The organism is Pseudonocardia wallangbongensis (assembly GCF_054486945.1).
This window is the reverse complement of the sequence record NZ_JBRERS010000002.1, coordinates 707,423-720,099: the sequence shown is the minus strand read 5'-3', so window position 1 is coordinate 720,099 and position 12,677 is coordinate 707,423. Positions and strand designations below refer to the sequence as shown.

Annotated in this window: 13 protein-coding genes; 8 read left to right on the top strand and 5 right to left on the bottom strand. The window is 73.5% G+C overall.

Annotated elements, in window-relative coordinates:
* The first annotated feature begins 7 nt into the window (after positions 1–7).
* Positions 8–1,276 carry an ATP-binding protein gene (locus ACU436_RS09745; protein ID WP_459023775.1) on the top strand — a complete coding sequence of 423 codons (1,269 nt, stop codon included), beginning with the start codon at positions 8–10 and terminating at the stop codon, positions 1,274–1,276.
* A gap of 15 nt (positions 1,277–1,291) precedes the next feature.
* On the opposite strand, the gene ACU436_RS09740 is transcribed toward ACU436_RS09745, so the two are convergent.
* Positions 1,292–1,801 (bottom strand): GtrA family protein, encoded by a 510-nt coding sequence (locus ACU436_RS09740; RefSeq protein ID WP_459023773.1) that lies wholly within the window; start codon positions 1,799–1,801, stop codon positions 1,292–1,294.
* 57 nt (positions 1,802–1,858) lie between these two features.
* On the opposite strand from ACU436_RS09740, the gene ACU436_RS09735 reads away from it, so the two are divergent.
* Both ACU436_RS09735 and purE read left to right on the top strand, forming a co-directional pair.
* On the top strand, positions 1,859–3,091 hold the full coding sequence (locus ACU436_RS09735; RefSeq protein ID WP_459023771.1) for a 5-(carboxyamino)imidazole ribonucleotide synthase: 1,233 nt from the start codon (positions 1,859–1,861) through the stop codon (positions 3,089–3,091).
* Entirely contained in the window at positions 3,084–3,587 is a 504-nt protein-coding gene (purE, locus tag ACU436_RS09730) for a 5-(carboxyamino)imidazole ribonucleotide mutase (protein WP_459023770.1), read from the top strand. The genes ACU436_RS09735 and purE overlap by 8 nt, the downstream gene beginning before the upstream one ends.
* A gap of 325 nt (positions 3,588–3,912) precedes the next feature.
* Here purE and ACU436_RS09725 read toward each other — a convergent pair whose 3' ends face one another.
* On the bottom strand, positions 3,913–4,095 hold the full coding sequence (locus tag ACU436_RS09725) for a DUF7455 domain-containing protein (RefSeq protein ID WP_459023769.1): 183 nt from the start codon (positions 4,093–4,095) through the stop codon (positions 3,913–3,915).
* A 340-nt stretch (positions 4,096–4,435) separates the two neighbouring features.
* Positions 4,436–5,125: a TetR family transcriptional regulator gene (locus ACU436_RS09720; RefSeq protein ID WP_459023768.1), complete on the bottom strand. Its 690-nt coding sequence runs from the start codon at positions 5,123–5,125 to the stop codon at positions 4,436–4,438.
* Positions 5,126–5,185: 60 nt separating this feature from the next.
* On the opposite strand from ACU436_RS09720, the gene ACU436_RS09715 reads away from it, so the two are divergent.
* From ACU436_RS09715 to ACU436_RS09705, 3 genes are all read left to right on the top strand, one after another.
* Positions 5,186–6,340, top strand: coding sequence for an acyl-CoA dehydrogenase family protein (locus ACU436_RS09715; protein WP_459023767.1), 1,155 nt, complete (start codon positions 5,186–5,188; stop codon positions 6,338–6,340).
* Complete coding sequence (locus tag ACU436_RS09710; RefSeq protein ID WP_459023765.1) at positions 6,337–7,083, top strand: class I SAM-dependent methyltransferase; 747 nt, start codon at positions 6,337–6,339, stop codon at positions 7,081–7,083. The genes ACU436_RS09715 and ACU436_RS09710 overlap by 4 nt, the downstream gene beginning before the upstream one ends.
* Positions 7,084–7,288: 205 nt before the next feature.
* Positions 7,289–8,356, top strand: a complete 1,068-nt coding sequence (locus tag ACU436_RS09705) for an acyltransferase family protein (RefSeq protein WP_459023763.1) — start codon at positions 7,289–7,291, stop codon at positions 8,354–8,356.
* Positions 8,357–8,383: 27 nt separating this feature from the next.
* Here the strand turns inward: ACU436_RS09705 and ACU436_RS09700 are convergent, their stop codons facing one another.
* Both ACU436_RS09700 and ACU436_RS09695 read right to left on the bottom strand, forming a co-directional pair.
* Complete coding sequence (locus ACU436_RS09700; RefSeq protein ID WP_459023761.1) at positions 8,384–9,106, bottom strand: TIGR03089 family protein; 723 nt, start codon at positions 9,104–9,106, stop codon at positions 8,384–8,386.
* A gap of 24 nt (positions 9,107–9,130) precedes the next feature.
* Positions 9,131–10,738 carry an LCP family protein gene (locus ACU436_RS09695; RefSeq protein WP_459023759.1) on the bottom strand — a complete coding sequence of 536 codons (1,608 nt, stop codon included), beginning with the start codon at positions 10,736–10,738 and terminating at the stop codon, positions 9,131–9,133.
* A 162-nt stretch (positions 10,739–10,900) separates the two neighbouring features.
* Here ACU436_RS09695 and ACU436_RS09690 point away from each other — a divergent pair, with 162 nt between their 5' ends.
* Entirely contained in the window at positions 10,901–11,728 is an 828-nt protein-coding gene (locus ACU436_RS09690; protein ID WP_459023758.1) for a glycosyltransferase, read from the top strand.
* A 50-nt stretch (positions 11,729–11,778) separates the two neighbouring features.
* Positions 11,779–12,627 carry a tetratricopeptide repeat protein gene (locus tag ACU436_RS09685; protein ID WP_459023757.1) on the top strand — a complete coding sequence of 283 codons (849 nt, stop codon included), beginning with the start codon at positions 11,779–11,781 and terminating at the stop codon, positions 12,625–12,627.
* Positions 12,628–12,677 lie beyond the last annotated feature (50 nt).

Here is a 12,677-nt window from a genome sequence, read left to right as displayed (position 1 = left end):
GTCGGGTATGCGCCGCCGGATCCTGCAGTCGACGTTGCTCGTCGTCGCCATCACCGCGCTCGTGCTCGGTGGCCCGCTCGCGATCACCACGTGGCGGCTGGTGGAGGACATCCACCGCGCGGACCTGCTGTCGCGCCTCGAACAGGTGGCCGCCCGGCTGGACACCGGGGGCGCCACGATCGACCGCGCGTCCATCGAGCTCGCCGTGCCGACGGGTGGGCGGCTCGTGCTGCAGCGCACGGGCGTGCCGGATCAGGTGGTGGGCGCGGACGTGGGGGACGACCCGGTGTCCGAGTCGCTGCCCTTCGCGCCGGGCGACGTGCTCGTCATGCAGGAGCCGCTGCAGCTGATGCGCACCGAGCAGCTGCAGGTGACGGCCGTGGTGCTGCTGCTCGTCGTGCTGTCGGTCGGCACCGGCGCGGTCGTCGCCACCGTCACGGCGCGGCGCCTCGCCGAGCCGCTGCGCGGGGTGGCCGATCGGGCGGCGCGGCTCGGCGCCGGTGACTTCCGTGCCGCGCCCGGCCGCCACGGGATCCCGGAGCTGGACCGGGTGTCGGACGTGCTCGACACGTCCGCGGTCGCGCTCGCGGACCTGCTGCAGCGGGAGCGGGCGCTCGTCGGGGACGTGTCCCACCAGCTGCGCAGCCGCCTCACCGCGCTGCAGTTGCGGCTCGACGAGCTCGCGTCCCATCCCGACCCCACGGCGCGCGGCGAGGCGCTCGCCGCGCTGGAGCAGGCCGAGCGGCTCGCGGAGGTGCTCGACGAGCTGCTGGAGGCCGCCCGGGTCGCCCGGGCCGCCGGCGCCGAGCCCCAGGACCTGCGGGAGGCACTCTCGGCCGTCGCGGAGGAGTGGCGGCCCGCCCTGAAGGCCGATGGGCGCTCGCTCAAGGTCCGGGTGCCGGAAGGGCTGCTCGCCCGGGTCACGCCGGCCCGGATCCGCGAGGCGATCGGGGCGCTGCTCGACAACGCGATCCAGCACGGCTCCGGCACGGTCACCCTCAGCGCCCGCGCGGCCGAGACCAGCCTGCTCGTGGAGGTCACCGACGCGGGCGCGGGCGTGCCGGAGGAGCTCGTACCGCACGTGTTCGACCGCGGCGTGTCGGTCGGCTCGTCCACCGGCATCGGGCTCGCGCTGGCCCGCGCGCTCGTCGAGGCCGACGGCGGTCGGCTGGAGCTGTCCCGGGCCCGCCCGCCGGTCTTCACGATCTTCCTGCCGGCGGCCAGGGCGGACGACGTGGTGTCGGCGGCACCGCGCCGCACGTCGTTGCCCCGCTGAGCCCGGTTCGGAGAACTAGCCGGCCGGAACCCGCCTGCGGACGTCCTGGTCCGGGAAGACGAAGCGGCGGAAGGCCCACCAGCGGAACGCCATGCCGACCAGCACGCCGATGATCTGGCCGCTGACGAAGTCGGAGACCTCCTGGGTGAGGAGGCTCACCTCCGGTACCGAGAGGTGGAACACGTAGCGCGAGATCGCGAGCGGCGCCGAGTAGACGGCCACGCCGACGCCGCTGACGAGGAAGAACAGCGCCGCCTCGTGGTGGCGTTCCCGGCCCCCGCGGGTGCGGAACGACCACTCCCGGTTGAGCACGTAGGACACGATCGTCGCCACCAACACCGCGATGATCTTCGCCGTGAGCGGCTTCTCGGCCAGTACCGTGGACTTGAGCAGCAGGAACACCACGGTGTCGATCACCCAGGTAGTGCCGCCGACGAACGCGAACTTCACCAGCTCACGGTGCTTGATGGCGACGTCGCGGTACGGCTGCGGGATGATCGCGAGCGCCGACTCGACAACGGACACCTGTTCGATCGTGCCAGACGCCGGTGCCGGACGGCCCGCCGGTAGGCTTCCTCCACCGTGGACGCCACCCGCTCGCACCCCGCCGGGCGCCTGCCAGTCGTCGGGATGGTCGGTGCCGGGCAGCTCGCCCGCATGACGCACCAGGCCGCCATCGCACTCGGCCAGTCGCTGCGCGTGCTCGCCGCCGACCCGGCCGACCCCGCCGCCATCGTCTGCGCCGACGTGCACGCCGGCGCGGCCTCCGACCTGCCCGCCCTGCGCGCGTTCGCCCGCGGCTGCTCGGCCGTCACGTTCGACCACGAGCAGGTCCCGCAGGAGAACCTGCGCGCCCTCGTCGACGCAGGCGTGCCCGTCCACCCCGGCCCCGACGCGCTGCTGCACGCGCAGGACAAGCTCGTCATGCGCCGCAGGCTCGCCGGGCTGGGCCTGGCCGGGCCGGCGTTCATCGAGGTGCGGGAGCCGGGCGACGTCGCGGGGTTCGCCGCCGAGCACGGCTGGCCCGTCGTGCTCAAGGCGGCACGGGGCGGGTACGACGGGCGCGGCGTGTGGTTCCTGCGCGGTCCGGAACCCGAGCTCGTCGCCGAGCTGCTCGCGGCCGGCACACCGCTGCTCGTCGAGGAGGCCGTGCCGATGCGCAGGGAGCTGGCCGCGCTCGTCGCGCGCTCCCCGTTCGGCCAGGCGGCCGCGTGGCCGGTGGTGGAGACCGTGCAGGAGGACGGCCAGTGCGTGCAGGTGCTCGCCCCGGCTCCCGGCCTGGATCCGGACGTGGCCGCGGGCGCGCAGGGGATGGCGCTGCGGATCGCGGCGGAGCTCGGGGTCACCGGGCTGCTGGCGGTGGAGCTGTTCGAGCGGACCGGTGGGGAACTGGTCGTCAACGAGCTGGCGATGCGCCCGCACAACTCCGGGCACTGGACGATCGAGGGCGCCCGCACGTCGCAGTTCGAGCAGCACCTGCGCGCCGTGCTGGACTACCCGCTCGGCGCCACCGCGCCCACGGCGCCCGCCGTGGTGATGGCCAACGTGCTCGGGGCGGCGCAGTCGCCCGCGATGTCGATGGATGAGCGGGTGCACCACCTGCTCGCCCGGTTCCCGGACGTCAAGGTGCACCTCTACGGCAAGGGCGAGCGGCCGGCCCGCAAGATCGGGCACGTCACCGTGCTCGGCGACGACATGACAGCGGTGCGGGCGCGGGCGGCACTCGCCGCGGCGTGGCTGTCCACGGCCGAGTGGCCGGACGGCTGGTCGTCGCACACCGGCCTCCCGACGCCCCAGGAGGTGCGGAATGCCTGACCCGCAGGTCGGCGTGATCATGGGCAGCGACTCGGACTGGCGCGTCATGCAGGCCGCGGCCGACGCGGTCGCCGAGTTCGAGGTGCCCTACGAGGTCGGGGTGTACTCCGCGCACCGCACCCCGCAGCGCATGCTCGACTACGCCACGAGCGCGGCCGAGCGGGGCTTGCGCGTGGTGATCGCCGGGGCCGGTGGGGCGGCTCACCTGCCCGGGATGGTCGCCGCCGCCACCCCGCTGCCGGTGATCGGCGTTCCGGTGCCGCTCGCCCAGCTCGACGGGCTCGACTCGCTGCTCTCGATCGCCCAGATGCCGGCGGGCGTGCCGGTGGCCACCGTGGCCGTCGGCGGGGCCCGCAACGCGGGGCTGCTCGCCGTCCGCATCCTCGCGGCCGGGGATCCCGCGCTGCGCGAGCGGATGGTGCGCTTCCAGGCGGACCTCGCCGCCTCCGTGCTCGTCAAGGACGCCGCGCTGCGCGCCGCCGCCGCCGAGAAGTGATCTGCGGAATTCTCGTGGCGCGCCGCCCGCCGCCGGTCGTAGTGTGGCGGTACACGGGAGAGGAGGTGGTCCAGCGTTGAATAGCTACAGGACTCGTGAGGTGGCTGTCCGCTAGCACCACAAGGACTCGTTTCCGACGGCCGTTGTGGAAGCCGGTGTGGTGCCGGCAAATCCCAGGCAGTCACCCGTGATCCCCGGGTCCGAGCCCGTCCAGCTCGGTGACGCAGTTCGCTGCGGCCCGGGGATCACGCACGTCCGAGGCACGGCCTCACCACCGCGAGCCCGATCGCGACGGCGACCGGGTCCGCGGCGGGTGCCGGGGAGCTCAGGGCTCGGGCGAGAGCAGCGCGCCGATCTCACGCAGCCGGGGTGCGTGCTGGCGGGCGTGGTGCTCGCAGAACAACAGGTCGTTCCCGGCCGGGAGCACGGCCCGCACGTGGGCCGTGGCCGGGCAGCGGTCGCAGAGGTCCTGGCTGGTGAGGACGGGAACCGTGTCGGCGGTGAACATGAGGCCCTCCCGCTAGCCGGAGTGCAGCGGACTGGTCGTGGAGGTGCCTGCCGCCCACGACCAGTTCGCCGACCGTGCCGCGGATCCCGAAGCGATCGGGAGCGGGGAGAGTGGCGAGCTCACGGTGGCTGAGGGGGGCGCCTGCGTGCTCATCGTCGTTCTCCGTCCCGCCCGATCGCTGTCCATCGGATCGCTGTCTGCGGCAAGGAGAAGCATCCGGCACCGGGCGACGGGGCTGCCACCCCGCTGCCCTCCCGTCGGACTCCCGCCAGCCTCACCTTGACGATGGGGGCTGACCCCCACACCTGCGGTGGACGCCGCGACGGTGCTGTGGTACTCGTCACTGCCCGTTCGCGCCCTGGCGTTCCAGGCGGGCGACGGCAGCCTCGAGCCGGTCCGTCACGCCGTGCAGCGCCGGCTCCGCTGCACCGGGCTCGCCCGGCAGCAGGTCCACCACCTTCCGGAACCGGGCCCGGTAGCCGTCCAGCCGGTCGGCCCGGCCGCCGTCGGCGAGCCAGGCGCGCAGCGCGAGGTTGTGGGCGGCCACGACGGCGGCGCCGGTCACCGCGGCCCGCAGGTCGCCGTCCTGCTCGCAGGCGAAGCGCTCCCGCAGCCGGCGGGTGAACAGCCGGCGGTAGTGGTCCACCCGCGCCGACTCGCGGTCGCGCAGGGCCGGCACCTCGTGCGTGAGGCGGAAGCGTTCCACGGAGAGCGCGGGATCGTCGGCGTACAGGTCGAAGACGGTCTCCCCGGCGCGCACCACGAGCACCGCAACGGGCTCCGTCGGGTGAGCGGCCGCGAACACCTCGGCGATCCGCGCGAGCCCGACCTCGTGGTCGGGCGAGATCGCGTCCTCCTTGCTCGGGAAGTAGCGGAAGAAGGTCCGCCGCCCGACGCCCGCCGCGGCCGCGATGTCGTCGACCGTCGTCTCGTCGTAGCCGCGGGTGCGGAACAGTCGCACGGCGGCCGCGACGAGCTCGCGCCGCACCTCCGCGCGTCCCTCGGCCGAGCGACCGCGACGGGAGTTCATGGCACGGAGGGTAACAGCGGCGGTGTACAAGTGGCACTCAGTGCCGTTACGCTGGTCGGCATGAACCGCGACTTCGACACCTACCGGCTCAGCGACGAGCACGAGGCGCTGCGCCAGGCGGTGCGGGCGCTCGCGGAGAAGGAGATCGCGCCGTACGCGGCGGAGGTCGATGACCAGGGCCGCTATCCGATCGAGGCCCAGAACGCCCTGGTCAAGGCGGGTTTCCAGGCCGTCGTCATCCCCGAGGAGTACGGCGGGCAGGGCGCCGACGAGCTGGCGGGCTGCATCGTGATCGAGGAGGTGGCGCGGGTCTGCGCCTCGTCCTCGCTGATCCCGGCCGTCAACGGGCTGGGGCTCACGCCGATCCTGCTGTCGGCTTCCGACGAGCTGAAGCGCCAGGTCCTGCCGTCCATCGCGGCGGGCGACGCGATGATCAGCTACGCGCTGTCGGAGCGCGAGGCGGGCTCGGACGCCGCCTCGATGCGGACCCGCGCCCGCCGCGACGGCGAGTCCTACGTGTTGAACGGCACCAAGTGCTGGATCACCAACGCCGGCGAGTCCACCTGGTACACGGTGATGGCCGTGACCGACCCGGAGAAGCGGGCCGGCGGGATCTCCGCGTTCGTCGTGCACCGCGACGACCCCGGCTTCGAGGTGGGGCCGAAGGAGCGGAAGCTCGGCATCAACGGCTCGCCCACGCGCGAGATCTACTTCACCGACTGCCGCATCCCGGCGACGAGGATCATCGGCGCCGAGGGCACCGGGTTCAGGACGGCGCTCGCCACGCTCGACCACACCCGCCCGACCATCGGTGCGCAGGCCGTCGGGATCGCCCAGGGTGCGCTCGACGTGGCCACCGCCTACATCAAGGAACGCAAGCAGTTCGGCCGGACCATCGGCGAGTTCCAGGGCGTGCAGTTCATGCTCGCGGACATGGCGATGAAGGTGGAAGCGGCCCGCCAGCTCGTCTACGTCGCCACCTCGCGCGCCGAGCGTGGGGAGCCGGGCCTCGGCTTCATCTCGAGCGCCGCGAAGTGCTTCGCCTCCGACACGGCCATGAGCGTCACCACCGACGCCGTGCAGCTACTGGGCGGGTACGGCTACACCAAGGACTTCCCGGTGGAGCGCATGATGCGTGACGCCAAGATCACCCAGATCTACGAGGGCACCAACCAGATCCAGCGCATGGTGATGGCGCGGGCCCTGCTCAAGTGACCACCTACGACCGGATCGGCCGCGGCTACCGGACCACGCGGAGACCCGACCCGCGGATCGCGGCCCAGGTGGCGACGGCGCTGTCGGGCATGACGAGCGTCGTGAACGTCGGCGCCGGCGCCGGTTCGTACGAGCCGGCCGAGACGCTCGTCGCGGTCGAGCCCAGCTCGACGATGATCGAGCAGCGCCCCTCGTCGTCGGCCGCCTGCGTGCGGGGCGTCGCCGAGGAGCTGCCGCTGCGCGACGGCAGCGTCGACGCCGCTCTCGCGGTGCTGACCGTCCACCACTGGACCGATGTCGAAGCCGGCATCGCCGAGCTCCGCCGGGTCGCCCGGAAGCGGATCGTGATCCTCACCTGGGACCAGCCGGTGTTCCGCGAGTTCTGGCTCGTTCGGGAGTACCTCCCCGCCGCCGCCGCGGTCAGCGGGGGTCACGCGGTGCCCGTCGGTCGGCTCGTGGAGCTGCTGTCCGGGGCGCGGGTCGAGCCGGTGCCGGTCCCGCACGACTGCACCGACGGCTTCGGGGCCGCCTACTGGCGCCGCCCCGAGGCATACCTCGACCGCCGGGTGCGCTCCGGCATCTCGATGCTGGCCCAGGCCGACCCGGGCACGCTCGTCGACGGCCTCGCGGCGCTCGCCGCCGACCTCGGCTCCGGCGCCTGGCACGAGCGTCACCGCGAGCTGTCGACCCTCGACCGGCTCGACGCGGGCTACCGGTTGATCGTGAGCAGCGGGACTCCATGATCGGCAAGTTCACACACGGATGGCTGCGTAGGCGCGGACCGTGCGGCCGGGAACCGGCCGGTCGACCACGACCACGTCGAGATCACCCGGATCGGTGAGGACGCGGAGCGGGTTCAGCGGATGGTGACGGCGCGGGTGCCGCCGGCCGCACCGCCACGCCGTCGCCGGTTGTGCCTGGTGCGGAAGGCTGGAATCCTCCGCCCGGATGTCGGCGCAACACGGCTCCCCACTGTCCTCGCCCCCGGCGCGCGACTCCACACGACTGGCATGGGTCGATGCGGCGAAGGGGCTGTCGATCCTGCTCGTGGTGGCCCACCACGCGGTGTCGTTCCTCCACACCTCCGGGCTGGCGCCACCCGCCGTGGTGGTCGCCAACACCGCGCTCGCGTCGATGCGCATGCCGCTGTTCTTCCTCGTCTCCGGGCTCTTCGTCGCCGGGCCGCTGGCGGCGTCGTGGCGGACGATGCTGCACAAGCGGGTCGTCTTCCTCCTCCACCTCTTCGTGCTGTGGACCCTGATCCGCTTCGCCTTCTTCCACATCCCCGCCGTGGCGGCCGTGGACCCGTACGTCGACGACACGGACGTCGTCGCGTTGGCACTGGCGCTCGTGATCCCCGGATCGGGGATGTGGTTCATCTACGCACTCGCGCTGTTCGCGGTGATCGCCAAACTGGTCAAGGGTGCCCCGGTGTGGCTCCAGCTGGGTGTCGCCGGCGTGCTGTCCGCGTTCGTCGGGGCGGAGGTCCTGCAGGTCGAGAGCGAGGTGTGGGAGCGCATGGCCCGGCACCTGTTCTTCTTCCTGCTCGGCTGGCACGCCCGGGCGCTGGTCGAGCGCGTGGCCCGGGCGAGCACGGCGGTCCGGGTGACGGTGGCCGCCGCCGCGTGCGTGGGTAGCGCCGCGGGCGCAGTCGCGCTCGGCATCCGGTGGATCCCGGGCGTCGCGTTCGGGCTGAACGTCCTCGCGGTGACGTTCGGGGTGCTGTTCGCCGCCTGGATCTCCCGGTACCGGCTGGGGCGTCCGCTGGTCGTCCTCGGCGCGCAGACCCTCCCGGTCTACCTGATCCACATCTTCTGGATCGCCGTCGCCATGGTCGGGTTGCAGTACTTGTACGTCCCGCCCGCGGCGACCTACGTGCTTCCCGCAGTGCTGGCCGTCGGGTGCACGGTGCTGTCGCTCCTGACGCATCGCGTGCTGGTGGCAGGGGGTGCGACGGGGCTGTTCGCACTGCCGTCGCGGCTGGCGTACCGCGGTCCCGCGCCGGTCCCGGCATGACGGAGCGGTCGCGCACGGAGTGAGCGGCTACCCGAGCCGGACGGTCGTGCGTTCGGTGGTGGCGCGCCGGGCGAGCGCCGCATCGTCGGGGTTGCGGACCTGCACCAGCGACGCCTCCGCGGCCAGCACCGCGAGCAGGCCGTCCCGCAGCCCGTCCGCCGTGTTCCAGTCCAGGGTGGACAGCACCCGGTCCGTGCGCGACAGGCCCAGCTCGCCCGCCCGAGCCCTGGCATCGGCGAGGACCTCGCCGATCGTGGCGCCGTCGAGCGCCGGGGCGCTGTCGGGGACCTGCTCCCACGGCACGAACTCGTCGCCGTGGCGCCGCACCTCGGTGGCGAAGTCGACCACACCGGGCGGCAGCCCGCTGATGCCCTTGCCGAAGGCGTCGAGCGACAGCGCCACCACGCCGCCCGCCGGGCCGGACGCCAGCGCGATGTCGACGCGGTCGGCGTCGCAGATCACCCACTCGGCCTCGGCGGGTTCCCCGACGACCACCGCCCCGCACCACCAGGCCGCGAGCAGCACGGCGGCCGTCTGCCAGTGCGCGGGCAGCAGCAACGCCACCGGCGTGCCGGGCTCGACGTCGCACTCCTCGCGGAGCAGGTTGGCCGCCTTCGCGGCCCAGTTCGCCGTGGTGGTCCCGGACAGTTCCACGCGTTCGCCCGTCGCGTCGTCGTAGAACGTGATGAGCGGGCGGGCGGCGGCAGTGCCCGTGCGCAGCGGGCCGAGGAGGGCGGCGGTGAGCGTCACGCCCGCCACTCTATGAAGCGTGCGTCAGTCGATGCAGGGCACACCCGCCGCGGTGATCGGCGCGGTCGGCGCCGGCGTGGCCGGGGTGATGGGTGCAGCCGGCTCGTTCGCGGGCGTGGGCACCACCGCGGGGTCGAAGTCGGCACCCAGGACCACGTCCAGGTGTCCGCGGGCCACCGATCCGTCGGCTTCGGTGCTGATGTCGCCGAGTTGCTCCGCCACGGCCTGCGCGGCATCGGCATCCGGCCCTGCATAGCGCACCACCGAGGTGTCGGTGGCGTGGGTGTTGTCCACGATCCCGCGTGCGAAGCCGAGGCCGCGCAGGTGGTCGGCCACCGAGCCGGCCATCCCACCCAGTTCCGAACCGTTGCTGACGTCCACCACGTAGCGCGACGCGATGAGGTCGGGAGGCGGCGGAGGCACCGCGTCGGCGACCTCGGCGGCGTCCGCGGCGGCCTGCACGGCCGCGGCCTGCTCGCCGATCCGCTGATCTATGAACTCCTCGACGGCACGGGGCTCGACGATCACGACGTCGCCGCGCGAGTTGGAGTCGCGGCCGTTCGTGGGGATCGTGACGAACTGCAGGTTCCCGGCGGCGAGATCGGCCGCCTGCCGCGCGAACCCGAGCAGGTCCCAGCCCTCGTCGACGACGAGGGACTGCTGTGCGACGCCGACGAGGGCCCCGAGCCTGGTCGGGTCGGTGAGCGTGCCGCCGGCGAGGACCTTGTCCGCGACCGCGGCGAGGAACGCCTGCTGGCGGCGGATGCGGGACAGGTCACCCTCGGGCAGGTCGTGGCGCTGTCGGACGAACGCCAGCGCGTCGGTCCCGGCGATCGTCTGCGGGCCCGCCGTGAAGTGGGCACCGGACAGCGGTTCGTCGACGGGCTTGCGCAGGCAGACGTCCACGCCGCCGATCGCGGTGGTGAGGTTGTAGAAGCCGAGCAGGTTGACCTCGGCGTAGTGGTCGACGGTCTGCCCCGTCAGGTTCTCGACCGTGCGGATCAGGGCGCTGCGGCCTTCCTTCGCCGACTCGGCCTCCCGCTCCGGCTCCTGCACGCCCTCGGCCGCCAGCCGCTCGGCGGCGAGGGCCTTGGTCGCCGGGTACGCGGCGTTGATCTTGTCGCGGCGGTAGCCGGGGATGTCGACGTAGGCGTCGCGCGGGATGGAGAACGCGGTGGCGGACCCGCCGCCCTCCGGCACGTGCAGCAGGATGATCGTGTCGGAGTTCAGCACCCCGGTGTCGGGGCCGCTCGAGAGCATCCGCTGCACCTCGGGCGGCAACGGGTTGCCGTGCGCGTCGGTGCGGCTGTCCACGCCGACGAGCAGGATGTTGAGGTCGCCGCCGTCCCCGCCGCCCGCGATGACATCGGTGGTGGTGATGCCCGCCGTCACGTCGCGGTACAGGCCCCACGCCGTACCGGTGAGCACCATGACCAGAGCCGACGCGACCACGAGGACGGTCCGGATGCGGCGCCGGACGCCGCGCTTCGTCCGCGCGGGGCGCTCCGGCCACGACCGGGTGCGCGGCGGATGCGGGACGTCCGGACGTCGGCGCGGCGGAACGGCCGGCGCGCGGTCCCAGCCGGCCGCCGGGCGCGTGAGCGTCGAGCGACCGGTGCTCCGTCCGTTCATCGGTGCACCTCCGCTCGTCCTGATCGCCGTGTCTCCTAGGGTGCAACACGGGGCGCGCTCGTCCACACCGCCGAGGGGCGTGTCGCGGGTGACCGCCGCCGCGGCACCGCCAGTTACGCACCGTTACTCCGGTGTACGTGGCCGGAGCGGAGGGAGCTCTCGTTGTCCGAGCAGCTGTCGCTTCTGCTGCCCGTCTGGGCAGGTGACCGGCCCGACTTCCTCACCGACGCGTTCCGGTCGTCGGTGGACGCGCAGACCCGCCGTCCCGACCAGGTCGTCATCGTCCGTGACGGGCCGGTGCCCGAGCCGCTCGCCGGGACGATCACGGAGCTCGCGGACGGCAGCCCGGTGCCGGTGGACGTCGTGGAGCTCGAGCGCAACGTCGGGCTCGGCCCGGCGCTCGACGCCGGGCTCGCGGCGTGCAAGTACGACGTGGTCGCCCGCATGGACGCCGACGACATCTCCCTGCCCCACCGGTTCGCCGTGCAGCTGCCGATCATGGAGTCCGGGGCCGACATCGTGGGCTCCGGCCTGGTGGAATTCGCCGACGACCCGGACGAGATCGTCGCCACGCGGGCGGTTCCGACCGATCCGGACGAGATCCGGCGCCGGGCCCGGTTCGCGACCCCGTTCAACCATCCGACGGTCGTGTACCGGCGGCCGCTCGTCACCGGCGTGGGTGGCTACACCGACTTCGCGAAGATGGAGGACTACCTGCTCTGGGCGAAGCTGATCCTCGCCGACGCGCGGGTGGCCAACGTCGCCGAGCCGCTCGTGAGGTACCGGGTGGGCGCGGGGGCGTACGCCCGCCGCGGCGGGCGCGATCTGCTGCGTGCCGAGATCGCACTCCAGCGCCGGTTCCGTGCCCTCGGGTTCACCACGCCCGCCCAGTGCGCGCGCAACCTCGTCGTACGCGGTGGCTACCGATTGGTGCCCGAGTCGTTCCGCCGTTCGGCCTACCGAAAGGTGATAGCGCCTTACCGCCGGTGAGCTCTCCCCGTTCGGGTGGCAGCATCGCGCCACCCGAACGAGGGGGTGCGATGAACCAGCAACCCGGACCGGCCCCGGAAGACCTCACCGTGCAGGGGGCCGCCCTGCTCGCCGAAGGCCGCCCGCTCGAGGCGATCGACGCGCTGCGGCAGGCGATCGCGGGCGGGGAACCCTCGGCGCCCGACCTGCTGGTGCGGGCGTACTTCGACAGCGGGAGCTTCCGCGCGGTCGTCGACTGGCTCGGGCCGCTCGTCGAGCAGGGACACGTGCGCTTCGCCGGCAGGCTGGGGGTGGCGCTGGTGCAGCTGAACGAGCGCGACCGGGCCGAGGAGGCCCTGCGGCTCGCCGTCGAGGCGGGCGACGTGCCGGCGGCCAACGACCTCGCGATCCTGCTGCGCGACGAGGGCCGCCTGGTCGAGGCCGCGCGCCTGCTCGTCGACGCGGCCGCCGAGGGCGACCAGCTCGCCGCGGCCAACCTCGTGGCGCTGCAGCTCGAGGCGGGTGACCTGCCCGCGGCAGTGGCCGCCGCGGAGCAGTACGCGTCGGAACGGCGCCCCGACACGATCCTCGCGCTCGCCGACGTGCGCGCGCAGGAGGGCCGCCACGACGACGCCGACGTGATGTACCGCCGGGCGGCGGAGCTCGGCGCGTTGCAGGCGCACAGCGCCTACGCGCAGTTCCTGGTCGGCCGCGGTGCCCCGGAGGCGGCCGAGCGGGAACTCCGGGAGGCCGAGCGGATCGCCGAGCCCGGGTGGGCGTTCGCCTACGGCCGCTTCCTCCTCGACGACGGCAGGCTCGACGAGGCGCGTCGCTGCCTGCAGACCGCGGTAGAGGAGGGCGACCGGGACGCCCTCGCGGCACTGGCCGAGCTGGACGGGTTGGACGTAGACGAGTACTGATCCGGAGGCCGGCGCGTTGCAGCAAAGCCACTTTGCTGCAGCCGGCCCGG

Coding starts and splice junctions, on each gene's coding strand:
- ACU436_RS09725 (WP_459023769.1), bottom strand. CDS start 4,095: ATGTTCACCGCCGACACGGTTCCCGTCCTCACCAGCCAGGACCTCTGC.
- ACU436_RS09715 (WP_459023767.1), top strand. CDS start 5,186: ATGAACCGCGACTTCGACACCTACCGGCTCAGCGACGAGCACGAGGCG.
- ACU436_RS09745 (WP_459023775.1), top strand. CDS start 8: ATGCGCCGCCGGATCCTGCAGTCGACGTTGCTCGTCGTCGCCATCACC.
- ACU436_RS09705 (WP_459023763.1), top strand. CDS start 7,289: ATGTCGGCGCAACACGGCTCCCCACTGTCCTCGCCCCCGGCGCGCGAC.
- purE (WP_459023770.1), top strand. CDS start 3,084: ATGCCTGACCCGCAGGTCGGCGTGATCATGGGCAGCGACTCGGACTGG.
- ACU436_RS09720 (WP_459023768.1), bottom strand. CDS start 5,125: ATGAACTCCCGTCGCGGTCGCTCGGCCGAGGGACGCGCGGAGGTGCGG.
- ACU436_RS09685 (WP_459023757.1), top strand. CDS start 11,779: ATGAACCAGCAACCCGGACCGGCCCCGGAAGACCTCACCGTGCAGGGG.
- ACU436_RS09695 (WP_459023759.1), bottom strand. CDS start 10,738: ATGAACGGACGGAGCACCGGTCGCTCGACGCTCACGCGCCCGGCGGCC.